The sequence below is a fragment of the Candidatus Margulisiibacteriota bacterium genome, assembly GCA_041650855.1.
Classification (GTDB): domain Bacteria; phylum Margulisbacteria; class WOR-1; order O2-12-FULL-45-9; family XYB2-FULL-48-7; genus JALOPZ01.
Map to the genome: position 1 here is coordinate 138,147 of JBAZKJ010000001.1, position 24,742 is coordinate 162,888.

At 60.0% G+C, this 24,742-nt stretch carries 22 protein-coding genes; 7 read left to right on the forward strand and 15 right to left on the reverse strand.

Translation table 11 applies throughout. From position 1 onward, the window contains the following. Positions 1 to 13: 13 nt before the first annotated feature. A complete protein-coding gene (locus tag WC529_00710) occupies positions 14 to 583 on the reverse strand; it encodes a PAS domain S-box protein (GenBank protein MFA5112801.1) in 570 nt (189 codons plus the stop codon). Between the two features lie 41 nt (positions 584 to 624). Between WC529_00710 and WC529_00715 the strand changes: the two genes are divergently transcribed. Together WC529_00715 and WC529_00720 are read left to right on the forward strand one after the other, a co-directional pair. Beyond that, positions 625 to 3,162: a cation-translocating P-type ATPase gene (locus WC529_00715; GenBank protein ID MFA5112802.1), complete on the forward strand. Its 2,538-nt coding sequence runs from the start codon at positions 625 to 627 to the stop codon at positions 3,160 to 3,162. Between the two features lie 41 nt (positions 3,163 to 3,203). Beyond that, positions 3,204 to 4,052: a hypothetical protein gene (locus WC529_00720; protein MFA5112803.1), complete on the forward strand. Its 849-nt coding sequence runs from the start codon at positions 3,204 to 3,206 to the stop codon at positions 4,050 to 4,052. Here WC529_00720 and WC529_00725 read toward each other — a convergent pair. Further along, entirely contained in the window at positions 4,027 to 5,163 is a 1,137-nt protein-coding gene (locus WC529_00725) for an MFS transporter (protein MFA5112804.1), read from the reverse strand. The genes WC529_00720 and WC529_00725 overlap by 26 nt on opposite strands. Before the next feature lie 31 nt (positions 5,164 to 5,194). Here WC529_00725 and WC529_00730 point away from each other — a divergent pair, with 31 nt between their 5' ends. Together WC529_00730 and WC529_00735 are read left to right on the forward strand one after the other, a co-directional pair. Beyond that, positions 5,195 to 5,749 carry a Maf family protein gene (locus WC529_00730; GenBank protein MFA5112805.1) on the forward strand — a complete coding sequence of 185 codons (555 nt, stop codon included), beginning with the start codon at positions 5,195 to 5,197 and terminating at the stop codon, positions 5,747 to 5,749. Beyond that, positions 5,746 to 6,255: an LEA type 2 family protein gene (locus tag WC529_00735; GenBank protein MFA5112806.1), complete on the forward strand. Its 510-nt coding sequence runs from the start codon at positions 5,746 to 5,748 to the stop codon at positions 6,253 to 6,255. Before WC529_00730 ends, WC529_00735 begins: the two co-directional genes overlap by 4 nt. Here WC529_00735 and WC529_00740 read toward each other — a convergent pair. From WC529_00740 to WC529_00800, 13 genes are all read right to left on the reverse strand, one after another. Continuing rightward, on the reverse strand, positions 6,248 to 7,588 hold the full coding sequence (locus tag WC529_00740; GenBank protein ID MFA5112807.1) for a glutamate synthase subunit beta: 1,341 nt from the start codon (positions 7,586 to 7,588) through the stop codon (positions 6,248 to 6,250). The genes WC529_00735 and WC529_00740 overlap by 8 nt on opposite strands. Then, on the reverse strand, positions 7,581 to 11,978 hold the full coding sequence (gene gltB / locus WC529_00745; protein ID MFA5112808.1) for a glutamate synthase large subunit: 4,398 nt from the start codon (positions 11,976 to 11,978) through the stop codon (positions 7,581 to 7,583). Before gltB ends, WC529_00740 begins: the two co-directional genes overlap by 8 nt. After that, entirely contained in the window at positions 11,975 to 12,175 is a 201-nt protein-coding gene (locus tag WC529_00750; GenBank protein ID MFA5112809.1) for a helix-turn-helix domain-containing protein, read from the reverse strand. Before WC529_00750 ends, gltB begins: the two co-directional genes overlap by 4 nt. A gap of 89 nt (positions 12,176 to 12,264) precedes the next feature. Continuing rightward, positions 12,265 to 14,361 carry a glutamine synthetase III gene (locus WC529_00755; GenBank protein MFA5112810.1) on the reverse strand — a complete coding sequence of 699 codons (2,097 nt, stop codon included), beginning with the start codon at positions 14,359 to 14,361 and terminating at the stop codon, positions 12,265 to 12,267. Between the two features lie 147 nt (positions 14,362 to 14,508). Further along, on the reverse strand, positions 14,509 to 14,757 hold the full coding sequence (locus WC529_00760; GenBank protein MFA5112811.1) for a hypothetical protein: 249 nt from the start codon (positions 14,755 to 14,757) through the stop codon (positions 14,509 to 14,511). Continuing rightward, a complete protein-coding gene (gene atpD / locus WC529_00765) occupies positions 14,754 to 16,124 on the reverse strand; it encodes a F0F1 ATP synthase subunit beta (GenBank protein MFA5112812.1) in 1,371 nt (456 codons plus the stop codon). The genes WC529_00760 and atpD overlap by 4 nt, the downstream gene beginning before the upstream one ends. Then, positions 16,117 to 16,914, reverse strand: coding sequence for a FoF1 ATP synthase subunit gamma (locus tag WC529_00770; protein MFA5112813.1), 798 nt, complete (start codon positions 16,912 to 16,914; stop codon positions 16,117 to 16,119). Before WC529_00770 ends, atpD begins: the two co-directional genes overlap by 8 nt. Next, positions 16,901 to 18,397 carry a F0F1 ATP synthase subunit alpha gene (gene atpA, locus WC529_00775; GenBank protein MFA5112814.1) on the reverse strand — a complete coding sequence of 499 codons (1,497 nt, stop codon included), beginning with the start codon at positions 18,395 to 18,397 and terminating at the stop codon, positions 16,901 to 16,903. The genes WC529_00770 and atpA overlap by 14 nt, the downstream gene beginning before the upstream one ends. After that, complete coding sequence (locus WC529_00780; protein MFA5112815.1) at positions 18,390 to 18,890, reverse strand: F0F1 ATP synthase subunit delta; 501 nt, start codon at positions 18,888 to 18,890, stop codon at positions 18,390 to 18,392. Before WC529_00780 ends, atpA begins: the two co-directional genes overlap by 8 nt. Continuing rightward, positions 18,887 to 19,369: a F0F1 ATP synthase subunit B gene (gene atpF, locus WC529_00785; GenBank protein ID MFA5112816.1), complete on the reverse strand. Its 483-nt coding sequence runs from the start codon at positions 19,367 to 19,369 to the stop codon at positions 18,887 to 18,889. Before atpF ends, WC529_00780 begins: the two co-directional genes overlap by 4 nt. Before the next feature lie 6 nt (positions 19,370 to 19,375). Continuing rightward, positions 19,376 to 19,606 (reverse strand): ATP synthase F0 subunit C, encoded by a 231-nt coding sequence (gene atpE / locus WC529_00790; protein MFA5112817.1) that lies wholly within the window; start codon positions 19,604 to 19,606, stop codon positions 19,376 to 19,378. Between the two features lie 19 nt (positions 19,607 to 19,625). After that, entirely contained in the window at positions 19,626 to 20,354 is a 729-nt protein-coding gene (atpB, locus tag WC529_00795; GenBank protein ID MFA5112818.1) for a F0F1 ATP synthase subunit A, read from the reverse strand. Continuing rightward, entirely contained in the window at positions 20,341 to 20,538 is a 198-nt protein-coding gene (locus WC529_00800; GenBank protein MFA5112819.1) for an AtpZ/AtpI family protein, read from the reverse strand. Before WC529_00800 ends, atpB begins: the two co-directional genes overlap by 14 nt. A 192-nt stretch (positions 20,539 to 20,730) precedes the next feature. Here WC529_00800 and WC529_00805 point away from each other — a divergent pair, with 192 nt between their 5' ends. From WC529_00805 to kdpB, 3 genes are all read left to right on the forward strand, one after another. After that, positions 20,731 to 20,898 (forward strand): hypothetical protein, encoded by a 168-nt coding sequence (locus WC529_00805; GenBank protein MFA5112820.1) that lies wholly within the window; start codon positions 20,731 to 20,733, stop codon positions 20,896 to 20,898. A gap of 72 nt (positions 20,899 to 20,970) precedes the next feature. Continuing rightward, positions 20,971 to 22,647 (forward strand): potassium-transporting ATPase subunit KdpA, encoded by a 1,677-nt coding sequence (gene kdpA / locus WC529_00810; GenBank protein ID MFA5112821.1) that lies wholly within the window; start codon positions 20,971 to 20,973, stop codon positions 22,645 to 22,647. A 1-nt stretch (position 22,648) separates the two neighbouring features. Next, positions 22,649 to 24,742, forward strand: a complete 2,094-nt coding sequence (gene kdpB / locus WC529_00815; protein ID MFA5112822.1) for a potassium-transporting ATPase subunit KdpB — start codon at positions 22,649 to 22,651, stop codon at positions 24,740 to 24,742.

Here is a 24,742-nt window from a genome sequence, read left to right on the forward strand (position 1 = left end):
AGCGGATTTCACTTTATTTTTTGGCCAGCTGGGCCTGCAGTTTTTCGATCCTGTCTTCCAGCTCGATCATCTTCAGCTCGCGGCCGACGGCCAGCTTATGGAAGTCCTCCAGCTCTTTGACCTTTTCCTGGAAGCGCGCTTCGGCCTGTTTCCGTTCGGTCACGTCGCGGGAGACAAAAAGGATCTCATCCTGCATCAGATTAACGGTGCTTTCCATGTAATGGTAGCTCCCCTGTTTGTCCCGAAACCGGAAATTAATGCGCTCCGTCAGGTCTACCCGTTTGCCGGTCAGAAGTTTTCTGGTCTGGCTCTCCAGATATTTCCCCATCAGCGGCAGCAGCCGGACCAGGTCATCGGGATGGATAAAATCGGCGCCGGCCTTGCCGACCAGCTCTGCCGGTTCGTAGCCGAACACCCCTTTATGCGAAGGGCTGATGTACGTATAGACCGGATTGGGCGCAAAGGTCGTTACCCCGATCAGCTCGCTGGTGTCCTCGACTATTGCCCGGTAACGCGCCGCCTCTTTTTCCAATTCGGCGCATTTCGCTGCTAATTCTTGCAGACGGCTATCGCTGGCATCCATCGCTTAGGCGATTATAGCAAATTCTGATATAATAATCAGCGATGTTCGACCCCAATCAGGTCCAGGGTTTGACCGAACAAGAAGCCCAAATCCGGCTCAAGGCGGAAGGCTTTAACGAGCTCCCTTCGCAGAAAAAGCTCGGCCTGCTGGTTATCCTCTGGAACGTGGTCCGCGAACCGATGCTCCTCCTCCTGCTCGGGACGGGCTTGATCTACATTATTTTGGGCGAAATGAAGGACGCCCTGATGCTGATGACCTTTGTTTTTGTGGTGATCGGCATCACTTTTTACCAGGAGCGGAAGACCGAACGGGCGCTCGAAGCGCTCCGCGACCTCTCCAGCCCGCGGGCCCTGGTGATCAGAGATGGCCGGCAAAAGCGGATCGCCGGACGCGCCGTCGTCCGCGAGGACATCATCGTCCTGCGCGAAGGCGACCGGGTCCCGGCCGACGCGACGGTGCTCTCCTGCGCCAACCTGTCGATCGACGAATCGCTGCTGACCGGCGAATCGATGCCGGTCCGCAAAACCGAGTGGGACGGACGGGAAGCGGAACGGCGGCCGGGAGGCGACGACCTCCCCTTTGTTTATTCCGGCACGATGATCGTCCAGGGGCACGGCCTGGCCCGCGTGACCGGCACCGGCGTCGGTACCGAGATCGGCAAGATCGGCAAAGCGCTGGAAGGGATCAAGGAAGAAGACACCTTGCTGCAAAAAGAGACCGGCAAGATCGTCCGCAATTTCGCGATTGGCGGCATCATTCTCTGCCTGCTGGTCATTGTCGTTTACACCCTGACCCGCGGCAATCTACTGCAAGGTTTCTTGGCCGGCCTGACCTTGAGCATGGCAATGCTGCCGGAAGAATTTCCCGTCGTCCTGATCATCTTTTTGACCCTCGGCGCCTGGCGGATCTCCAAGAGCCAGGTCTTGACCCGCAACCGGCCGGCGATCGAAACGCTCGGCGCGGCTACCGTGCTCTGCGTCGATAAGACCGGGACCCTGACCATGAACCAGCAGAAACTGACCGGCCTGTTCGCTCACGGCAGCTACCAGGAGATCGACCACCGCGCGAAGCAGGTCCCGGAAAATTTCCACGACCTGATCGAATACGGTATCCTAGCCAGCCAAAAGGACCCGTTCGATCCGCTGGAAAAAGAGGTCAAACAGCTGGGTGAAGAGTACCTGCGGGGCACGGAGCATATCCACCAGAACTGGAAACTGGTCAAAGAATACAACCTGTCCAAAGAACTGCTGGCCCTCTCTCACGTCTGGGAATCGCCGGACAAGGAAAATTACATCATCGCCGCCAAAGGGGCGCCCGAAGCGATCGCCGACCTCTGCCATTTTACCCCGGAACAGACCGCCGGTCTGCTGCGGGAGATCGAAGTGCTGTCCCATCAGGGACAGCGGATCCTCGGCGTGGCCAAGGCGGCGTTCCGCAAGAGCGCTTTGCCGGAAAAGCAGCATGATTTCCAGTTCGCATTCATCGGCTTGCTCGGTTTTATCGATCCGGTCCGGCCCGGCGTTCCCGGCTCGGTCAAAGAAGCGCATGCCGCCGGTCTGCGGGTGATCATGATCACCGGCGACTATCCGGGCACGGCCGAATACGTCGCCCGGGAGATCGGCCTGCATAATCCGGCCGCCAGCATCACCGGCCCGGAGCTGGCAAAGCTTACCGTCGAGCAGCTGGCGGAACGGATCAAAACGGTCAACGTTTTCGCCCGGGTGGTGCCGGAGCAGAAGCTGGCGATCATCAAGGCGCTCAAGGCGAACCGGGAGATCGTCGCCATGACCGGCGACGGCGTCAACGACGCTCCGGCCCTGAAGGCGGCGCACATTGGCGTGGCCATGGGCGAGCGCGGGACCGACGTCGCCCGGGAATCGGCCGACCTGGTCCTGCTGAACGACGATTTCTCTTCCATCGTCGCGGCGGTCCGGCTGGGGCGCCGGATCTTTGAGAACCTGAAAAAAGCGATCGCTTACATCTTTGCCGTCCACGTCCCGATCGCCGGCATGTCGTTTCTCCCGGTCCTCTTTAACCTGCCGCTCGTCCTGCTGCCGGCGCACATCGCTTTTCTGGAATTGATCATCGATCCCGCCTGCTCGACCGTCTTTGAGGCGGAACCGGAGGACCAGGATATAATGAAGCGCCCGCCGCGCAAGTTGCTCGAGCCGCTCTTCAACCGCCGCGCTTTTTTCCTCAGTTTGCTGCAGGGGGTCAGCGTCCTGGCGGTGGTCTTTATCGTTTTTATCTGGTCGCTCTACAGCGGCAAGGGAGAATTAGAGGCCCGCACCCTGTCGTTCACCACGCTGGTGTTCGCCAATATCATGCTGATCGTCAATAACCTTTCCTGGTCGCAATTGCTCTGGAAAACCTTGCAGTCGAAAAATCCGGCCCTCTGGTGGGTCGCCGGCGGCACCATTGCCGCCCTGTTCGCCGTGCTTTATCTCCCGTTCCTGCAATCGCTCTTCCACTTCGAGACGATGCACCTCAATGACGTCCTGATCGCCTTTTTCGGCGCGCTGGTCAGCCTGCTCTGGTTCGAGGGATTAAAGGCCCTGAACCGCGATAGAGCCGCCTGATTTTCCCTGAAATATCCCGCCCCGCCCGGCGATAATCAGTCATGCGGATCAGTTTTCCCCCAGTCCACCAGTTGCGGGCAACGTGCCGGGAGACCGGTTTTGTCGCCCGTTCCGCTTTGCACCACGGCGAGCGCCGGCCCGAACTGGAACTCGACCGGCTGAACAAGCGGCACGTCCTGACCCAGGACTTCGGCTACATCGCCGGTACGGCCGTGCACGTCAATCTCGGCCTGGAGCATTGCACCCAGGTCGCGCTTTTCGATCCGGCCAAAAAGATCGGCGCTTCGTCCCATCTCGAGACGATCCACTACACCGATTCTCTCGCCCATAAAGTGCCGACCCGGCAGGATATCCTGAATGATATCACCGACATGGTGAACACCCTTGAGCTGCTTGGGGCCAATACCAATAGATTGACCGGCTTTTGCGTTTTCGGCGTCGGCAGCGGCCAGCCTGCCGATCTCCCCTGGGTGATCAGGGTGCTGAACGGCCTCGGCATTAAGCTGCCGGCCGTTGCTCCCTGTTTTAATCCGGACGATGCCTACCGGACCGACCTGCAACGCGGGCTGGTCACCTTGAGCGCGGCGGAAGACCCCAAGCCGGTCACGCTCTTCCAGGTAGCCGCCAGGCAAACCGATCTCACCCCTCGGGTGATCGCGGTCCTCCAACAGGCGGAGGCGTACCACCAGCGGATCTGCGGCGTGTTCGGCAAAGAAGAATTCGCGGAATACACCATCCCCCGCTTGGCGGCGGTCCACTTTGATCAGCCTTACATATTATTGGCGGAATTGAAAAAAGCCGTTAAACAGGGGGCGGATCTTTCGCCGACCAGGATCGGGCCTTTTTTGCGGGAATACGGCCTGGCTAGATCAGGACCAGCAGCAGAATAAACGCGAGCAGGTTAAAACCGCCGATCCCCAGATAAGGGAGCAGCGTCCCAAAACTGAACAGCACGCCGCCGACCACCGGTCCCAGGATCCGGCCGAGACTGTCGACCGATTGCATCGCCCCCATCGTCGCCCCCTCCTCCAGCACCGTGTCCTTGGAAATGAGCGAAGCGAGGCTCGGCCGGAGCAATCCCTGCCCCAGCACGGCCAGACAGGCAAAAAACACGATCTCCGGCCGGTTGAACGAAAAGACCGTTAGGCCGCAGCCGAGCGCCGTACAGGCCAGGCCAACCTTGATCACCATTGCTTCGCCCAGCTTTTTGATCATCCGGCCGACCATTAGCCCCTGCACGATCACGCTGGCCAAGCCCATAAAAGTGAAGACGATCCCCATATCAAAAGCGTCGTAGCCGAGCCGCTCCTTGGCGAACAGGGAAAACGTCCCTTCGTACCCGCTGACCGAGAACGAGGTCAGGAAAACCAGGATAAAGACCAGCGCCATAAAGCCGCGCAGGGAGAGCAGGTGGCGGATATTGTTGTAGCGGACCTCGCTGGCAGCGTGCGGTTTCCGGGATTCTTGCAGGAAAAGCGCCGCAAAAATGAAGTTAACGGCCGCCAGGCCGGCGGAGATAAAGAAAGGCAGGCCGAAATGCCAGGCGGAGAACAGGCCGCCGAGCGCCGGTCCGACGATCATGCCGAGCCCCATTGCCGCCCCCATCATCCCCATCCCGTTCCCCCGCTCCTCCTCGCTGGTCACGTCGGCGACATAGGCCATCGCCGTCGGCAGGCAGGCGGAAGAGAGTATGCCGCCGGCGATCCGCGAAGCGAACAGGAGGAACATGTTGTCCGCCAGGCCGAAGAGGATAAAGGTCACCGTAAAACCGGCCAGGCCGACCAGGATGATCGGCTTGCGGCCGTATTTATCGGAGAGGCTTCCCCAGATCGGGGAAAAAATGAACTGCATCAGCGAATAGCTGGCCATCAGCAGGCCGATGTGGAGCGGGGTTGCTCCCAGCTTCAGGGCGAAGAACGGCATGATCGGGATCACGAGGCCGAAACCGGCCATGACCAGGAAGAGCGACGCGAACAATATCAGTACCGGGCGTAATTGCATGGGGTACTCATTTTATCATATAATGGACGGCGTGAGATATATCCTGGCCTCGGCCTCGCCGCGGCGCCAAGTGCTCCTGAAAAAACTGCTCAAAAGCTTCCGGGTCGTTCCCAGCCGGATCGACGAAAGCGCCGTCCGGGGAAAAAGCCCGGAGGCGATCGCCGTCAAGACGGCGCTGGCCAAAGCGCTCGACGTGGCTTGCCGCCACCCCCGGGCGACGGTGATCGGCGCCGATACGATCGTTATCCTCGGGAAAAAGGTCCTCGGTAAGCCGCGGAACGCCCAAGACGCCGTCCGGATGCTCCGCTCCCTGGCCGGACGCTCCCACCGGGTCGTCACCGGGCTGGCGGTGGTCGGCAAAAAGGCCGGCGCCACCTTCGTTACCACCACGGTCAGGATGAAAAAGGTAAGCCCCGGCACGATCCGCGATTATGTCGCCACCGGGCGGCCGCTCGACAAGGCCGGCGCCTACGGCATCCAGGAGATCGAGGAGATCTTTATTGACAGGATCGACGGCGACTACGATAATGTGGTTGGCTTGCCTGTCCAGGCCTTAAAAATACTGCTAAAGGAGTGCCGGAAATGAAAAAAATGCTCTTGCTCGCCGCCGCCTTTTTCGCCGCAGTCGCCCTGACCGGTTGCGTCTCCCTCGATCCCCCCAAGATCGCCCACACCGGGACCGATTTTACCCCGCTCTCTTTCCAGGAGGTCCGGGCTGATTCCCACTTTTCGATCAAGAACAGCAACCCGATCGCCCTGCAGGGAGAGATCGAGTATGAGCTGATCGTCAACGGGCAAAACTTCACGACCGGCCGCTCCTCGCGGATCGAGGTCGGCGGCTCCGGCCAGAACACGTTCACCCTGTCGACCCGGATCGACCTGGTCAAGGTCTTCGGCGTGGCGGCCGACCTGGCCAACGCGATCAGCGCCGGCCGGAAAAGCGTCCCTTACCGGCTCAACGGCAAATTCCGCTCCGAACTGCTGCAGGGGGTGGCCGTGGAAGCGCCGGTCTCGGCCAGCGGCGAGATCCCGCTCCCTAAATCGCCCGATAAAAAAGACGTTGAGGATTTTATCCGCCGGCTGATCAAATAAGCGGCAAGCGCGACTCGCCCATTAAATACTCGTCGACGGCCCGGGCGGCCCTACGCCCTTCCGCCAACGCCCACACGATCAATGATTGGCCGCGCCGCGCGTCGCCGGCGGCAAAAAAACCTTTTCGCGAGGTTTGGTAGTTCGCGTCGGTCTGGAAGTTGCCGCGCTGGTCGAGCGCGATCGCCAGCCCCGGGACCGGCTCCGGATGCAAAAAGCCGAGCGCGAGCAAGACCAGGTCCGCTTCGATCTCCGTCCCGGCTGCCGTTCTGAGTCCCGTGACCCGCGAGTCGCGACCAAGGAATTGCTCGGTCGTGACCGACCAGCGGCGCTCGCAGCCCTCTTCATGGCTGGTCGACGTCTTGAAGATCGCCGGGTATTTCGGCCACGGTTGGTGCGCCGGCCGGTTTTTCGGCGGTTCCGGCAGGAGCTCGATCTGGACAACACAGGCGGCGCCTTGACGATTGGCCAGGCCGACGCAGTCGGCCCCGGTATCCCCGCCGCCGATCACGACGACCTTTTTCCCCTTAGCGTCAATATTATTCGGCTTGATGAGATACTCCAGCGCAAAATGGATCCCTGCGAGCTCGCGACCCGGCACTTTCAGGTCGCGCGGCACGCGCGAGCCGCCGGCCAGCACAACGGCGTCGTACTCTTTTGCCAGCTGGTCGACGCCTATATCGACGCCGACATTAACGCCGCAACGAAACTCGATCCCCTCCTGCCGCCAGAGATCGAGCCGGCGGTCAAGGATGGACTTTTCCAGCTTGAATTCCGGTATCCCGTAACGCATCAGCCCGCCCGGCTGGTCGGCTCTCTCGCAGACCGTGACCAAATGGCCGGCTTTGTTCAGCTGGGCGGCGCAGGCCAGGCCGGCCGGGCCGGAGCCGACGACAGCGACCCTTTTACCGGTCCGCTTCTCCGGCGGCTTCGGCTTGATCAAGCCGTGCCGGAAACCGTGTTCGACGATCGCCAGTTCGTTCTCCCGGATCGTGACCGGATCGTCGTTGATCCCCAGCACGCAGGCGAACTCGCAGATCGCCGGACAGACCCGGCCGGTCACTTCCGGCAGGTTATTGGTCGCCTCGAGCAAATCTATGGCTCGCCGCCAATGGAAGTTATAAGCCAGATCGTTCCATTCCGGGATGTAATTGCCGAGCGGGCAGCCCCAGTGGCAGAACGGCGTGCCGCAATCCATGCAGCGCGAAGCCTGCTCGCGCGTTTGTTCATCGGCGCGCGGCCGCGCGACCGGCGCGTAATCCTTCACCCGTTCGCAGACCGGGCGGTATTCGGTCTTCTCCCTTTTGACTTTTAGGAAACCTTGCGGATTACCCATCGGACACTCCTAACAGGTCGAGCTCTTCCTGGTCCATCGCCGATTCGAGCAGGAGCCGGCGGTATTCGACCGGCATGACCTTGACGAAGCGGCGCTTTTCCCGGCCAATATCTTCCAAGATCGCCTGCGCAACCGTACTGCCGGTCAACTCATGATGTTTTTTCAGCATTTTAATGATCAGGACTTCGTCTTCCGATAACAGGCTTTCTAAGGCGACCATCCCCTGGTTGCAGCGGGCGGCAAAATCGCCGTCCCGGTCGTAAACGTAGGCGATGCCGCCCGACATCCCGGCGGCAAAATTGCGGCCGGTCGGCCCCAGGACGATCACCCGGCCGCCGGTCATGTATTCGCAGCCGTGGTCGCCGACCCCCTCGACCACCGCGTTCAGGCCGGAATTGCGGATGCAGAACCGCTCCCCCGCTTTCCCCCTGATGTAAGCTTCGCCGGCGATCGCGCCGTAAAAGGTCGTGTTGCCGATCACCACATCCTGGTCGTTCCGGCTGTGGACGACGATCTTGCCGCCGGAAAGCCCCTTGCCGACGTAATCGTTGGCCAAACCTGCGAGCTCAAAGGTCATCCCGCTGATCAGCCAGGCGCCGAAGCTCTGGCCGGCGACCCCGGTGAATTTCAGCCAGACCGTGTCTTCCGGCAGCCCTTTTTCCCCGAACTTGCGGCAGAGCTCGCCGCTCAGCATCGCCCCGGTCGTCCGGTCGGAATTCTTGATATTGAATTCGCCTTTGACCGCCGCGCCTTTCTCCAGGGCGGCGTGGCAGGCGGCGATCAGGTTCTTATCCAGCACTTTATCGATCCCGTGGTTCTGTTTGACAGTGCAGCGCTGCGGCGCCGGTTTCCAGAGCATCTTTGAATAGTCTAGGGCTTTTGCTTTCCAGGGGAGGATCGCGGTGTCGACCGCCAGCAGGTCGGTCCGGCCGATCAGCTCGTCGACCGTCCTGATCCCCAGCTCAGCCATGATCTCGCGCAGCTCCTGCGCGACAAAGCGGAGGAAATTGACCACGTACTCCGGTTTACCGGCAAAGCGCCGCGAGAGGCAGTCGTCCTGGGTCGCTACGCCGACCGAACAGTTGTTCAAATGGCAGTGGCGGAGCATGACGCACCCCATGGCGATCAGCGTCGCGGTGGCAAAACCGTATTCTTCCGCGCCGAGGAGCGCGGCAATGGCGACGTCCCGGCCGGTCCGGAGCTGGCCGTCGGTCTGCAGCCGGACGCGGCTGCGCAGGTCGTTGAGCACCAGCGTCTGGTGGGTTTCCGCCAGCCCTAATTCCCAGGGCAGGCCGGCGTACCTGATCGAGCTGAGCGGCGACGCCCCGGTCCCGCCGTCGCCGCCGGAGATCAGGATCATGTCGGCGTGCCCTTTGGCCACGCCGGCGGCGATCGTGCCGACCCCGACCTCGGAGACCAGCTTAACGGAGATCCGGGCGCGCGGATTGACGTTCTTCAGGTCGAAGATCAGCTGGGCAAGATCTTCGATCGAATAGATGTCGTGGTGGGGCGGCGGCGAGATCAGCGTCACGCCCGGCGTGGTAAAACGGGTCTTGGCGATGATTGCGCTCACTTTGTGGCCGGGCAGCTGCCCCCCCTCGCCCGGCTTGGCCCCCTGGGCGATCTTGATCTGCAGTTCGTCGGCGTTGACCAGGTAATTGGTGTTGACGCCGAACCGCCCGGACGCGACCTGCTTGATCGCGCTCCGCTTGGAATCGCCGTTGGCCAGCGGCTGGAACCGGTCGGGGTCTTCCCCCCCCTCGCCGGTGTTCGAGCGGCCACCGAGCCGGTTAAGGGCGACTGCCAGCGTCTCGTGCGCCCCGCGGCTGATCGAGCCGAAGCTCATCGCCCCGGTCGCGAACCGCCGGACGATGTTCTCGACCGGTTCGACCTGCTCCAGCGGGACCGGTTTCCCCGGCTGGAACTTCAGCAGGCTCCGGAGCGTCGTCGGATGCGCCGACTGGTCGTCGATCAACCGGGAGAACTCCTTAAAGCGCCCGTAATCTTCGTTCCTGACCGCGTCCTGCAGCGCAGCGATGCTCTCCGGGTTCCAAAGATGGAACTCGCCGTCGCGCCGCCACTGATAAACGCCGCCGGCCGGCAGCAGGCGGCCGTTGCCAAAGCCCTGCCGGTGCCGGAGCCGGACCTCTTCGGCGATAATGTCGAAACCGATCCCGCCCAGTCGCGAAACCGTGCCGGTAAAACAGCGGTCGATCACGGCCTGGCCGATCCCCACCGCCTCGAAGATCTGGGCGCCGCGGTAGCTGCGCAGCGTCGAGATCCCCATTTTGGAGAGGATCTTTTCCAGCCCGTGGTTAACGGCCGTCCGAAAGTTCCTGACGGCCGTCCGGGCGTCGATATTCAATTCCCGCTGGGTAACCAGCAGTTCGATCGCTTCGTAAGCCAGATAAGGATTGACCGCGTCCGCGCCGTAACCGAACAGGAGCGCGAAATGGTGGACCTCGCGCGGCTCTCCGCTCTGCAAAATAATGCTCGCCCTGGTCCGCAAGGCCTTCCTGATCAGGTGATGATGGACCGCGCCGACCGCCAGGAGCGCCGGCAGAGCGGCCTTTTCCGCGTTGACCCCGCGGTCGGTCAGCAGGAGGAACGTATTCCCCGCTTCGATCGCTTCTTCCGCTTCCTTACATATTCTGTCTAATCCTTCCTCTAGTCCCCCGGTCCCCAGTCCCTTAGCCCCGAAAAGCAGCGAGATCTCCTTGGTCTGGAAACCTTGCTTGTTGACCTGCCGGATCTGCTCCAGTTGAAGGTCGGTCAGGACGGGTTCGGCCAGCCGCAGCAGGCGGCAGTGCTCCGGCGTTTCCTTTAATATGTCCTGCTGCTGGCCAAGGTAACTGTCCAGGCTCATCACGATCTCTTCGCGGATCGGGTCGATCGGCGGGTTGGTGACCTGGGCGAAGAGCTGGCGGAAATAGTCGTATAGGACCTGCGGTTTTTGCGAAAGGACGGCCGGCGGAGTATCGTTCCCCATCGAACCGATCGGTTCCTTCCCCTGCTCCGCCATCGGCTTCAAAATCATCTTCAAGCTTTCCCTGCTGTACCCAAATGCCAGCAAGGCGGCGGCCAGGTCCGGCACCCTGTCCCCCGGTTCGGCAACCCGCGGCAATTCATCGGCCTCGATCAGGTTGGCGGCAAGCCAGGTGCCGTACGGCTGCTGCGCGGCCAGTTCGTTCTTGATCGTTTCATTATCGATGAGCTTCCCTTGTTCGGTGTCGATGAACAGGATCTTCCCCGGTTCCAGCCGGCCGGATTTGACGATCGAGGCCGGATCGATGTCGAGCACGCCGACTTCGGAAGCCATGATAACCTGGTCCTGATCGGTAACGATGAAGCGGGCCGGCCGCAAACCGTTGCGGTCGAGCAGCGCCCCGACCCTGATCCCGTCGGTGATCGCCAGCGCGGCCGGGCCGTCCCACGGCTCCATAAAGCAGGCGTGGAAACGGTAAAAATCCCTGAGCTCCTTACTGATCGCTTGGTCGTGTTCCCAGGCTTGCGGGACCAGCATCATCATGGCCTGCGGCAGGGAGCGGCCGGAGAGCGTGAGCAGTTCCAGGACGTTATCCAGCGCGGCCGAATCGCTCCCGCCGGGGAGAATAACGTCCAGGCCGCGCGCCTTCAGCCAGTTGATGTTGCCGCGCAGCGTGTTGATCTCGCCGTTGTGGGCCAGGCAGCGGAACGGCTGGGCCAGGTCCCAGGCGGGAAAAGTGTTGGTGCTGTAGCGGGAATGGACCAGCACCAGCGCGCTTTTGACCCGGGAGTCCTTGAGCTCGGGATAGAATTTCTCGACCTGGTCGGGCATCAGCAGCCCTTTATAGATCACCGTCCGGGCCGACAGGTTCGTAACGTAAAAACCGTCCACCTGGACCGTCCGTTCGATCTGGCGGCGAAGCTCAAAAAGCCGCAGCTCGAATTCTTCGGGCGAATTGACCTTGTTCCCCTTGCGGACAAAGAGCTGTTCGATGACCGGCTCGCTCTCGCGGGCGCTCTTGCCGATATCGGAATGGTCGACTTTGACCGCCCGCCAGCCGATCAGGTTCTGGCCGGCCTGGGCGACCGCTCCGGCCACAGCCGACTTGCATTTCTCCCGCACCTTTTTATCGCGGGGGAAAAAGATCAGGCCGGTCCCGTAGGAACCGGGCTTGGGCAGGTCCAAAAGCCCGGCATAATAATCGTGGGGGATCTGGATCATGATCCCGGCGCCGTCGCCGGTCTTCGGGTCGGCGCCGACCGCGCCGCGGTGCGCTAAACGCTTAAGGACTTCCAGCCCCTGTTCGACGATCTGGTGGCTGGGGCGCCCCTTGATATCCACGACAAAGCCGACGCCGCAGCTGTCGTGCTCGTATTCCGGATTATATAGCCCCTGCGCTTTCATTTTTGGATCCCCAACCTTTTAAGCTTGGTCCGCAAAGTGTTCCGGTTGATCCCCAGGATCCGGGCCGCTTCCAGCTGGTTACCCCCGGTAAAGTGTAACACTTTTTCCAGCAGCGGTCGTTCTACCGACTCGATCAGCAGCCGGTAAACGTGCCCCCGTTCTTCGGTCAATAACAGATCACTGATCTCTTGTTCCATTTTTTTCATCCTTGCCTAACATTTACGCAGCGCCTGGCAAAAAAGAAGGGAACCGCGGCTTTCGCCGGCAAGCCCCCCGCTCTTTCCCTTTACAAGATCGTTAACAGTTCCTGGTACTTGGCCATCGGCCAGAACTTGTCCGCGACCTGCGTTTCCGCCTGATCAACGCTCGCGCGCAGATCGGCCAAAGCGTTCGCCCCGTTCTTGGCGTAGAGTTTGGCCTTCTTCTCCAAGTTATCTTCCTGCTCGCAAACAACGATCGCTTTTTCCAGCCCCTTGATCGCCGCTTTGATATCGGCATAGAGGGCCGAAGCAACCTTCAGGTCGGCGGCCATGGCGCTGGCCTTGGAAGTTGCCCTGACCGCTTCGCCTAACACCGCGATCTGCTCCAAAACGGCAGGCAGGACCAGCGTTCTGGCAATGTCCAGGCCGGCCTTAAGCTCGACATCCTTGATCTTGATGTAGGCATCCAGCTTGATCTCCACTTTAGAATGGAGCTCGCGCTTAGAAAGGACGCCGTACTTCTCGAACAGCGCCGCGTTATCTTTCTCCAGCATCAGATCGAGCGCGTCCGGGGTGTTCTTGGTATTGGGCAGTCCCCGCTTGGCGGCTTCTTTGTGCCACTCCGCAGAATAATTGTTCCCCTCAAAACGGACCTGCTTGGTCTCTTTCAGGACATCCTTCATGACCAGGATCGCGTTTTCGTTGACGTTCTTCCCTTTTTTCGCGGCCAGCCGCTTGGCTATCTCGTCATAGCCGTAAGCCACGATCAGGTTGAGCGTGGTCGCCGCTTCCGAGCAGTTCTGGGATGAGCCGACGGCGCGGAATTCGAACTTGTTGCCCGTAAAAGCGACCGGCGAGGTCCGGTTCCGGTCGGAGGTATCCTTGGCCACCTTAGGCAAGTTTTTAACGCCCAGGTTAATATGGGAGAGGCTCTTTTCGTCAACTTTATTGCCGATCCCCTCGATGTCATCCATCAACCCGGCCAGATATTCCCCAAGATAGACCGACATGATGGCCGGCGGCGCTTCGTTCGCGCCGAGCCGGTGGTCGTTCCCGGCGTCCGCCACTGCCGCCCGCAGCAGGCCGCCGAACTTGTTCACCCCCAGCAGGATGGCGCCCAGGGTCAGCAGGAAATTGATGTTCTTGATCGGCGAATCGTCCGGTTCCAGGTAATTGGTCCCGCTGTCATCGCCGAGCGACCAGTTGAAATGCTTGCCCGAGCCGTTGACCCCGGCGAACGGTTTTTCGTACAGGATCGCGACCAGCCCATGCTTGTCGGCGACCTTGCGGATGATGTCCATCAATTGCAGATTATGGTCGATGGCCAGGTTAGCTTCCTCATAAAGAGGCGCTATTTCAAACTGGTTGGGGGAAACCTCGTTATGCCGGGTCTTTGACGGGATCCCGTGCCGGTAAAGCTCCATGTCAAAATCTTCCATGAACATCATCACTTTGTCCTTGATGGCGCCAAAGTAATGGTCTTCCAGCTGCTGGCCTTTGGCCGGGGCCGCGCCGAACAGCGTCCGGCCGGTTATTTGCAGGTCCGGCCTCGTGGCATACAGTTCCTTGGAGACCAGGAAATATTCCTGTTCGGGCCCGCCGTAAACTTTCATCTTCTTGACCGAATTGTTCCCCAACAATTTTTGCAGTTTGATCGCCGATTCGGTCAGGGCCTTCATGGAACGGAGGAGCGGCGTTTTCAGGTCCAGCACTTCGCCGGTCCAGGAGAGATAAACGGTCGGGATGACCAGGGTCTTGGTGTCCCCCGCTTCCAGCAAGAACGCCGAGCTGGTCGGGTCCCAGGCGGTATAGCCTCTCGCTTCAAAGGTGGAGCGGATCCCGCCGGAAGGAAAACTGGAAGCGTCCGGCTCCGACTGGATCAACTGTTTCGCGCTGAAACGCTCGATCATCTCTCCGTCCTTGCCGTAGCTGAGAAAGGCGTCGTGTTTTTCCGCCGTGCCGCCGCGCTGCGGCTGGAACCAGTGGGTAAAATGGGTGGCGCCGTTCTCGATCGCCCACTCTTTCATGGCATGGGCCACGTCGCTGGCAATGGTTTCGTCCAAAGGGGCCCCGCCATCCAAAGTGGCTACCAGCTTGGCGTAGACCTCTTTGCTTAATTTTTCCTTCATCACCTTTTTGCTGAAAGTGAGCTCGCCGAAAATTTGACTTGCGGTCTTTACCATGGTGATCATTCTCCTCTTTTTATTCGATCGGGGACCACGGACATATGGGAAATAGCAAGCTTATTGCCAAGGCGGGCAAGAGGGAAACATACAATATTGTAGATACTGCCTATTTTTTATACAATTTTGTGATTAAAAAGCGGGCAATCAGCTGTCGAGGAGGATTGCAGCCTGGTTATTTCTCACTATCAGGAAGCCGCCGGCGCAAGGGGTGCTCGCCTGCTCCCCCTCCTGGAAGCTGTAGACGATCTGGCCGGCCGCCAGCCGGGCTGCCAGCGGGGCGTGATCCGCCAGCACTCCCAAGCTGCCGTCGCTGGCCGGCACGGAGAGGCTGATCACCCGTTCGAGCAAGAACGCTTTTTCCGGCGACCTGATCTCCAAAGCGAAGCTTTTCATTGCTTGTTCCGGACCTCCGCCAGCGTGCCGGCCATGTAGAACGCTTGCTCCGGCAGGTCGTCGGCCTTGCCGGCCACGATCTCCGCGAAGTCGTTGATCGTGTCGGCCAGTTTGACGTAGCGGCCGGGGATCTGGGTGAACCGCTCCGAGACAAAGAACGGCTGGGAAAGGAACCGCTGCAATTTGCGCGCCCGGGAGACCAGGAGCTGGTCCTCTTCCGGCAGTTCGGAGACGCCGAGGATCGCGATTATATCTTGTAATTCCTTATAACGCTGCAGGATCTTCTGGACCGCGCGTGCCGTCGCGTAATGCTTTTCCCCCAAAATATGCGGGTCCATGATCCGCGAAGTGGACGCCAGCGGATCGACCGCCGGGTAGATCCCCATTTCGACCAGGGACCGGGAGAGCACGGTCGTGGCATCCAGGTGGGCGAAGGTAGCGGCGGCGGCCGGGTCAGTTATATCATCGGCCGGGACGTAAACCGCCTGGACCGAAGTGATCGAGCCTTTCTTGGTCGAAACGATCCGCTCCTCAAAGCGGCCGACTTCCGCGGCCAGCGTCGGCTGGTAACCGACCGCCGACGGCATCCGGCCGAGCAGCGTCGAGACCTCCGAGCCCGCCTGGACAAAGCGGAAAATGTTATCGACGAAGAAGAGGACGTCCTTCCCTTCGACGTCGCGGAAATATTCGGCCATCGTCAGGGCCGAGTTGCCGGCGATAAAGCGGGCGCCGGGGAGCTCGGTCATCTGGCCGAAGCACATCACCGTGTTCTTCATCACGCCCGATTCTTTCATCTCCAGCCAGAGGTCGTTCCCTTCCCTCGTCCGTTCGCCGACGCCGCCGAAGACCGAGGTCCCGCTGTGCTGGGCCGAGATGTTATTGATCAGTTCCATGATCAAAACGGTCTTGCCGACCCCGGCGCCGCCGAACAGGCCGGTCTTTCCCCCTTTGACAAAGGGAGCCAGCAGGTCGATCACCTTGATCCCGGTCTCAAAGATCTCGGTCTGGGAAACGATGTCTTCGAAAGGCGGCGGGTCGCGGCGGATCGGCATCCGCTCCGTCTGGCCGATGTCGCCGCCGTCGTCGATCGTCTCTCCCAGCACGTTAAAGACCCGGCCGAGCGTTTTTGGGCCGACCGGCACCTTGAGCGGCGCTCCGGTATCGGTAACTTCGGCCCCGCGGCGCAGGCCGTCGGTCGGCTGCAGGGCGACCGCCCGGACCACTCCTTCTTCCAGCAGCATCGAGACTTCGGCCGTGACCGTCGGGTTTTCGATCCGGAGCGCGTTCCTGATCGTCGGCACCTTATCGATCGGGAATTGGGCTTCGATCACGGCGCCGACCACGGAAACTACTATCCCCTTATTCATAAACACCCCTTACCGCTTCGGCGGCGGAAACGATCTCCAGCAGCTCCCTGGTAATGTTCGCCTGCCGCGCTTTGTTGATCGCCATCTTCAGGTCGCGAGACATGTCGCCGGAAGTATCGACCGCCCCCTTCAGGACCATGAACCGGGCGCCCAGCTCCCCCATTTGCGATTCCAGGACCAGTTTAAAGAACCGGCTCTCCCGGTAATGGTAATAAAGCTGGCCGGGCAGCTCGGCCGGCTCCAGCAGGAAATCGGCCGGATCAGTATCGGCCGGCAAATCATCCAGCGCGTCCACGCGCGGCTCCTGGACGATCGTGCTTTTAAAGGCATTGTAGGCGACGTAGACCTCATCGCCCAGCGCGGCGATCTGCCGGAATAACCGGGCCGCGCTCCGGAAAACCGGTTTCTCGACCGCTGTAACGTCGGTCAGGTCGGCCCGGCGGCCCTGCTTGCCGAACAGTTCTATCCCGGTTTTGCCCAAAACCACTAGTTTAGCGGCGGGATCGGCGCGCAAGAACTTCAGGGCGGCGTTAACGGCCGCCTTGTTAAAATTGCCGCACAACCCCCGGTTGGAAGTAATAACAATAAGTACTTTTTTCCCTTCTTGACCCGTAACCCGTGACCCGTGACCCGATAACACCTGTCGCATCGGCAGCAGATACCGTTCCATTCCGTGGTATTGCTCTTTGACCTTTTTCGTCCTGACCACGGTCACTACCTGCAGGGCGGCAAAGATCGAATGGAGGCTGTTGACCGTCTTTAAACGGTTGCGGAACTTAAGCAGCGACACCGTATGTCTCCTTGAATTGCAGGATCAGGCGCCCCAAACGCTCCTCGCTCTCTTTGCTGAGCTCTTTCAGCAAGGGGACGAGCTCCGGCTCGGTCCGGCGGACAAAGCCGATCAACCGTTTTTCAAAATCGGCCGCCTGGCCGATCGGGATGGTATCCATATAGCCTTGAGTGGCCGCGTAGATCGCGATCACCTGCTCCTCGACCGGCAGCGGCTGGTACTTGTCCTGTTTCAGGACCTCCATCATCAGCGCCCCCCGGTTCAGCTGCCGCTTGGTCTCTTCGTCGACCTCGGTGGCAAAGAGGGAAAACGCCTGTTTCTCCCGGTATTGCGCGAGGTCCAGGCGGAGCCGGCCGGCGATCTTGCGCATCGCCGGGACCTGCGCTTTGCCGCCGACCCGGGAAACGGAGATACCGACGTTAACGGCGGGACGGACCCCGGCGTTGAACAGGTCATTTTCCAAAAATATCTGCCCGTCGGTGATCGAGATGACATTGGTCGGGATGTAAGCGGTAACGTCTCCGAGCTGGGTCTCGATCAGCGGCAAAGCGGTCATCGACCCGCCGCCGAGCGCCTGTTTCAGCTTCGCGGCCCGCTCCAGCAACCGGGCATGCAGGTAAAAGACGTCGCCCGGGTAAGCTTCGCGGCCGGGGGGGCGGCGGAGCAGCAGCGAGATCATCCGGTATGCCTGGGCGTGTTTGGTCAGGTCGTCGTAAATGATCAGGACGTCGCGGCCGGAGAACATGAACTCCTCCGCCATGGCGCAGCCGGCGAACGGCGCCAGGTACTGCAGTGACGCCGGGTCGGAGGCGCCGGCGGTCACCACGATCGTGTAGTCGAGCGCCCCGTACTCTTTTAACGCCTCGATGAACTGGACGACGGTCGACTCTTTCTGGCCGATCGCCACGTAGACGCAAATAACGTTCTGCCCTTTTTGGCTTAAGATCGTATCGATCGTCATCACCGATTTACCGGTCGACCGGTCGCCGATGATCAGTTCCCGCTGGCCGCGGCCGATCGGGATCAGCGCGTCGATCAGTTTATAGCCGGTCTGGAGCGGCTGGGTGACCGGCATCCGGTCGACGACCCCCGGCGCGATCCGTTCCACCGGCCGGAACTTCGCCGTTTTGATCGGGCCCAACCCGTCGATCGGGTTGCCAAGGCCGTCCACGACCCGGCCGATCAGCGCGTCGCCGACCGGGACCTGCATGACGCGGCCGGTCGACTTGGCGGTATCGCCTTCGCGGACCGCGGTGTGCGGCCCGAGCAATACGGCCAAGACGTCTTCCCGCTCCAGGTTAAAGACCATCCCCAGGTACTTGTTGGAGAATTCGACCATTTCGCCGGCCATCGCCGAAGAAAGGCCTTCGATCCGGACAATGCCGTCGAGCGACTCGACGACCCGGCCGACCTCGCCGATCCGCGCCTTGGGCGAGAACGCTTCGATCCGTTTTTTAATTATCGCCGCTAGATCTTCAGACAAGTAAGGCCTCCTTCATTTCCGCCAGGTCGCCGGCCAGCGAGGTGTCGAAATAACGACCATCCTGCCAGCGGAGCCTGACCCCGCCGATCACCGTTTTATCGAGCACGAACCGGACGCGGCAGCCGCTCTCGATCAGGGAAAATATCCTGATCCGCTCGGCTTCGTTCAATTGGTGGGCGTGCCTGACCTCGACATAACAGGCGCCGATCCGCTCCGAGACGACCGCCGAATACCGTTCCGCCAGCCAGGGGAGCTTATTGACCAAACCTTCCCTGGCCAAAAGATCGAGCAGTTGCCGGAACAGCGGCGACGAATCGGTCATCACCGCCGCCAATATCTCTTTTTTCGCTTTCAGCGCCGCATTGCCGGCCAGGAACCGCCGCAGCTCCGGGTGCTTGAGCAGTTTTTCGGCAAAAACCTGGAGCTCTTCTTCCAGAGCGACCGACCTGGCGCCGGCTATTTCATACAGTTTAAGCGCGTCGATCTCTTTCATCCCCTGACCTCCCGCAGGCTTTTCTCGATCATCGCCCGGTCCTGATCGGCGGTCAGCTTTTGCCGCAGGACCTTGCCGGCGGCCGCCGTCACCAGGCCGACGATCTCCTGCTTGGCCTGGCTCATGACCTCTTTTTTCTCCCGCTCCAGATCAATCTTGGCCCGGGCGATCACCCGGTCCGCTTCGCTGTTCGCCTTGGCAACGATCTCGTCCTTCGCCCGGCGGCCTTCCGCCCGCGACTCCGAGAGGATCAGTTCCGCTTTCTGGTGGACCGCCGCCAGCTCCTTTTTATGCTCGGCCAGCACCTGCTCCGACCGCTTTTGGTTCTCCGCGGCCGTCGCCAGCTGGTCGGCGATCTGCCGTTCGCGCTCGGCCAAAAAAGCCAGGATCGGCGGTAAACCGATCTTGTACAAGAGGACAACCAGCAGCAAAAACGAGACCGTTGTCCAGATAAATAAGCCTGGTTCGAACTCGAGCATCGGTTATTAGGCCTTGGTCGCCAGGATCAGGCTGACGACGAGCGCGTAGAGCGCGATCGCCTCGACGAACGCGATCGCCAGGATCATCGCCGTCTGGATCTTACCGGCCGCTTCCGGCTGCCGCGCCATCCCTTCCATCGCTTTGGACGCTAACCAGCCGATCCCGATCGCCGTACCGAACGCCGCCCCCGCCATGCCGATCCCCGCCGCAAAAAACGCCGCTGTCTTTGGGTCCATTTACATCGACCTCCCTTAACTAGTGACCTTCGACCGCCGTCGCGATATACAATGTCGTCAGATAAGTAAAGATATACGCCTGGATAAAGGCAACGAACACTTCGAACAGCAAGACCGCCGTATTGCCGAGCACGGGCAGCGGCAGGATCAGGTAGCTTTTAAAGAGAAAGATCAGCGAGAGGAGCATCAGCATGACGGCGTGGCCGGCGAACATGTTGGCAAAAAGCCGGACCGCCAGGGAGAACGGCTTGGCAAATTGGCTGACGATCTCGATCGGCAGCATGAAAACGGCGATCGGCAGGGGCAAACCGGGCGGGATCAGCGATTTAATATAGCCCAGCGGGCCATGTTTGACGATCCCGGCCGACTGGACCACCAAAAAGACCGCGATCGCCAGAGCGGCCGTGACATTGATATTTCCGGTAGCGCTGGACAAGCCCGGGACCAAGCCGAGCAGGTTATTGGCCAGGATAAAAGAGAAAACCGCGATGATGAAAGGGAGCCAGGCGTCGCGCCCGTGGCCGATCTGCCCGGCGACCTCGTCGCGCAGGAAAAGGATAACGACTTCCGCCAGGTTCTGGACCCGGCCCGGGACCGTCCTCAAGCGGCGGGAAAGCCAAAAATAGAAAGCGCCCACCAGTACGGCGGATAACCAGAGAGTAATTACTCCATTGGTAATGGTCAGATCGACGCCGGCGATCTCCAGCGGGCAAACAGGCTGTTGTTCTAAATGTTCAAGGACGCTCATTGGTTACGGCGATCTTGTACGCGTTCCACATCCCGGCCGCCGCGCCGATCACCAGGCCGGCGACCATCAGCCAGGGCCCGGTTTGGTAACGACCGTCCAGCCAATAACCGAGGCCGGCACCCAGAAAGACCGCGACGGCGATCTCCAGACCGAGCGAAGCCGCTGTGAAATATGCTTTCGCCACTCCGGGCGTATTTTAGCAGGTCTGGGAATAATCGTCTACAAAGCTTTCCGTCATTAGGTTTTTGGCCGTATCTTTACGCCGTTTTTACCACTAAAGGATGAGTTTTTACAACAATTTTATTTGACATAGTAGTACCATTTATTGACCGTCGTTCGGGCGACTTCTGAAATATGGGGAGAGGAAGGTAAAACCATGGACTATCTGATCGGAATAACAGCTATCGCCCTGTTTTTTGGTGTATCATATTTCATATTCCTTGCCCTGGCGGGGCTGATCCAGCTGATCATCGTTAAAATCCATGGGATAAAAGGAAGGGACAAAAGGAAAGAAAGAAAATGGGATTTTTTATTGCGGGGATAATCGCGGGCCTGCTGTTGATCTATCTGGCCTACGCCATGTTCAACCCGGAAAAGTTTTAGGGGGAGGCGAGCCATGGAAGCGACCGATTATTTACAGATAATTATTTTTTGTTTAGCGCTGATCGGCCTGACGCCGCCGCTGGGGCTATACATGGCCAGGGTGTTTACCGGGAAAAAGACGATCGTCTCCCCGGCGCTTGGCTGGCTGGAAGGGGCCCTCTGCCGGACCTGCGGCATTGACCAAAACGAAAAAATGGATTGGAAGGCCTATACCAAATCCTTGCTCTTTTTTAATCTGCTCGGTTTTATCTTTCTCTTCGCCCTGCAGCTGGTCCAGAAGTTTCTCCCGCTCAACCCGGCCAACCTGGCAAATGTTTCCTGGGACTGCGCCTTCAACACCGCCGTGAGTTTTTCGACCAACACCAACTGGCAGTCGTATGCCGGCGAAACGACCATGAGTTACCTCACGCAAATGATCGGGTTGACCGGGCAAAATTTTCTTAGCGCGGCGACCGGCATCACCGTTTTTCTGGCCCTGACCCGCGGCCTGATCGCAAAATCACAAAGCTCGCTGGGGAATTTTTGGGTCGATCTGGTCCGCTCGCTGGTCTACGTTCTCCTCCCCTTGTCGATCATCCTGGCGGTCATTTTAAACAGCCAAGGCGTGGTCCAAACCTTCTCTTCTTACCGGGAAAGAACAACGCTCCAGGGAGCCAAACAAACGATCCCCTTGGGACCGGCGGCCTCGCAGATCGCCATCAAACAACTGGGAACTAACGGCGGCGGTTTCTTTAACGCCAACAGCGCTCACCCGCTCGAGAACCCCACGCCGCTGGCCAATTTTTTGGAGATGCTGGCCATTCTGCTGATCCCGGCGGCGCTGGTCTATGCCTACGGCGTGATGATCGATAACCGGAAGCACGGCTGGCTGCTCTTCTTCGTGATGTTCGTCATCTTCGCCGTCGGTCTGGGGGTCGCGCTCTTTTCCGAATATTCGGTCCCCGGCTCAATTCACGAGGGACAGGAAACCCGGCTCGGCCTGACCAACAGCGTGATCTGGATGACGGCCACCACCTGCGCCTCCAACGGCTCGGTCAACGCCCTGCATTCCTCGCTGACTCCGCTGGCCGGAGCGGTTGCCCTGTTCAACATGATGCTCGGCGAAGTGGTCTTTGGCGGGATCGGTTCGGGGCTTTACGGCATGCTGCATATCGTTTTATTGACCGTCTTTCTGGCCGGGCTGATGGTCGGCCGTTCGCCCGAATATCTCGGGAAAAAGATCGAGCGCAAGGAAGTGCAAATGGTCCTCCTCTCCATTCTGCTGCCCTCGGCGGCGATCTTGATCGGCGCGGGGACCGCCTGCCTCTTGCCGGCCGCTCTTTCGAGTTTATTGCACAAAGGGCCGCACGGCTTCAGCGAGATCCTCTACGCCTTTACTTCGGCCTCGCAAAACAACGGCAGCGCCTTTGCCGGGCTGAACGCCAATACCGCTTTTTATAATGTAACGCTCGGCCTTTGCATGCTCATCGGCCGGTTTGGCGTCATCGTCCCGGCCCTGGTGATCGCGGGAAATATGGCGGTTAAAAGGATCACTCCGGCTTCCAGCGGGACATTTGCCACCGATAATTTTCTGTTCGCCGCGCTGCTGGTCGGCGTGCTGGTCATTGTCGGCGTCCTGACGTTCTTCCCCGCCCTTTCGCTGGGGCCCATCATTGAGCATCTGCTCATGATCAAAGGAAGGGTGTTCTAAAATGACGAGAAAGATCGAAACGGACAACAACAAGATCATTTTGGTAGCCGTCAAGGATTCGTTCCTGAAACTTGATCCGCGGGAAGAAATGCGCAATCCGGTCATGTTCGTCACTCTGGTCTGCTCCGCCATTACGACGGTTTTCTTTTTCCGCCATCTGGCCGGCGGCGTCTTTTCCCTCTTTGAACTGCTGATCAGCGTTTGGCTCTGGTTCACCGTCCTGTTCGCCAATTTTGCCGAAGCGCTGGCGGAAGGCAGGGGCAAAGCCCAGGCGGAAAGCTTGAAACGGTCAAGAAAAGAAGTTACGGCCAGGCTGCTGGACAATAACCGGGAAACGGTCGTTCCGGCGGGAAGACTGAAGAAAAATGATGTTGTCGTCTGCGAAACCAACGACACCATCCCGGCCGACGGCGAGGTGATCGAAGGGATAGCCAGCGTCGACGAATCGGCGATCACCGGGGAATCCGCCCCGGTCATCAGAGAGAGCGGCGGCGACCGCAGCGCAGTGACCGGCGGGACCCGGGTCATCAGCGACCGGGTGGTCATCAGGATCACGGCCGATCCGGGCGGCAATTTCATCGACCGGATGATCCAGCTTATCGAAAGCGCCAAACGGCAAAAGACCCCCAATGAGATCGCCTTAAGCATCGTGCTCTCCGGCCTGACCATTATCTTTTTGTTAGCCGTTACGACGCTTAAATTTTTCGCCGATTACAGCGGCACGGCGGCCGGACAAGACCTTTCGTCGATCGTAACGGTGCCGGTGCTGGTCTCCCTGCTCGTGTGCCTGATCCCGACAACGATCGGCGGCTTATTGAGCGCGATCGGCATTGCCGGGATGGACCGGCTGATCCGGCGGCACGTTATTGCCAAAAGCGGCCGGGCGGTTGAGGCGGCCGGCGATATCGACGTCCTGTTGCTGGATAAAACGGGGACCATCACCCTCGGCAACCGGATGGCCGCCGATTTTATCCCGGCGGCCGGGATCGAACAACAGAAACTTGCCGAGGTCGCCCAACTCTCTTCTCTTTCCGACGAAACCCCGGAAGGCCGTTCGATCGTCGTCCTGGCGAAAGAGCGCTTTGCCTTAAGAGCGCAAAGCCTGCACTCCAGCGAAGCGACGTTCCTCCCTTTTTCCGCCGGCACGCAAATGAGCGGCGTTGATTTTCACGATCAAAACAAAAAAGTCTATCGTTCGATCCGGAAAGGGGCGGTCGAGGCGATCAAAAAGGAGGTGGCAGCGCGCGGCGGCCATTTCCCCGCCAGTCTTGAGGCGGCGGCAAAAACAGTCAGCAGCAGCGGCGGCACGCCGCTGGCCGTGGCCGACGGCAACACCGCGCTCGGCATCATTCACCTGAAAGATATCGTTAAAGGCGGGATCAAGGAACGGTTCCGGGAACTGCGCAAGATGGGCATCAGGACCGTAATGATCACCGGCGATAATCCGATCACCGCGGCGGCGATCGCCGCGGAAGCCGGCGTCGACGATTTTATCGCCCAGGCCACGCCGGAATCCAAGATGGAACGCATCCGCAGCGAGCAGGCGAACGGCCACCTGGTCGCCATGACCGGCGACGGCACCAATGACGCCCCGGCGCTGGCGCAGGCGGACGTCGGCGTGACGATGAACACCGGCACGCAGGCGGCGCGCGAAGCCGGCAACATGGTCGATCTGGAGAGCAATCCGACCAAGCTCATCGAGATCGTCGAGATCGGCAAGCAACTCCTGATGACGCGGGGGGCGCTGACGACTTTCAGCATTGCCAATGACGTGGCGAAGTATTTCGCGATCATTCCGGCGATGTTCGGCCTGCTTTACGCGGGGCCGCACGAAACGCAAGGTCCCCTGGCCGTTTTGAACATCATGCGGCTTCATTCCCCCCTCAGCGCTATTTTAAGCGCGGTCATCTTCAACGCGATCATTATCGTGATCCTGATCCCGCTGGCTTTAAGAGGGGTGGCTTACCACAGCGAGAGCGCGCGTAATTTACTTAAGCGCAACTTGCAGATCTACGGCCTGGGCGGCCTGCTCGCGCCCTTTATCGGGATAAAATTAATCGATCTGCTGGTCGTTTTCTTGCGGCTGGTGAAATAA

Bases quoted from the DNA above. Each gene is read 5' to 3' on its own strand.
- WC529_00710 (MFA5112801.1), bottom strand. From the start codon at position 583: ATGGATGCCAGCGATAGCCGTCTGCAAGAATTAGCAGCGAAATGCGCC.
- WC529_00715 (MFA5112802.1), top strand. From the start codon at position 625: ATGTTCGACCCCAATCAGGTCCAGGGTTTGACCGAACAAGAAGCCCAA.
- WC529_00720 (MFA5112803.1), top strand. From the start codon at position 3,204: ATGCGGATCAGTTTTCCCCCAGTCCACCAGTTGCGGGCAACGTGCCGG.
- WC529_00725 (MFA5112804.1), bottom strand. From the start codon at position 5,163: ATGCAATTACGCCCGGTACTGATATTGTTCGCGTCGCTCTTCCTGGTC.
- WC529_00735 (MFA5112806.1), top strand. From the start codon at position 5,746: ATGAAAAAAATGCTCTTGCTCGCCGCCGCCTTTTTCGCCGCAGTCGCC.
- WC529_00740 (MFA5112807.1), bottom strand. From the start codon at position 7,588: ATGGGTAATCCGCAAGGTTTCCTAAAAGTCAAAAGGGAGAAGACCGAA.
- gltB (MFA5112808.1), bottom strand. From the start codon at position 11,978: ATGAAAGCGCAGGGGCTATATAATCCGGAATACGAGCACGACAGCTGC.
- WC529_00750 (MFA5112809.1), bottom strand. From the start codon at position 12,175: ATGGAACAAGAGATCAGTGATCTGTTATTGACCGAAGAACGGGGGCAC.
- WC529_00755 (MFA5112810.1), bottom strand. From the start codon at position 14,361: ATGGTAAAGACCGCAAGTCAAATTTTCGGCGAGCTCACTTTCAGCAAA.
- WC529_00760 (MFA5112811.1), bottom strand. From the start codon at position 14,757: ATGAAAAGCTTCGCTTTGGAGATCAGGTCGCCGGAAAAAGCGTTCTTG.
- atpD (MFA5112812.1), bottom strand. From the start codon at position 16,124: ATGAATAAGGGGATAGTAGTTTCCGTGGTCGGCGCCGTGATCGAAGCC.
- WC529_00780 (MFA5112815.1), bottom strand. From the start codon at position 18,890: ATGAAAGAGATCGACGCGCTTAAACTGTATGAAATAGCCGGCGCCAGG.
- atpF (MFA5112816.1), bottom strand. From the start codon at position 19,369: ATGCTCGAGTTCGAACCAGGCTTATTTATCTGGACAACGGTCTCGTTT.
- atpE (MFA5112817.1), bottom strand. From the start codon at position 19,606: ATGGACCCAAAGACAGCGGCGTTTTTTGCGGCGGGGATCGGCATGGCG.
- atpB (MFA5112818.1), bottom strand. From the start codon at position 20,354: ATGAGCGTCCTTGAACATTTAGAACAACAGCCTGTTTGCCCGCTGGAG.
- WC529_00805 (MFA5112820.1), top strand. From the start codon at position 20,731: ATGGACTATCTGATCGGAATAACAGCTATCGCCCTGTTTTTTGGTGTA.
- kdpA (MFA5112821.1), top strand. From the start codon at position 20,971: ATGGAAGCGACCGATTATTTACAGATAATTATTTTTTGTTTAGCGCTG.
- kdpB (MFA5112822.1), top strand. From the start codon at position 22,649: ATGACGAGAAAGATCGAAACGGACAACAACAAGATCATTTTGGTAGCC.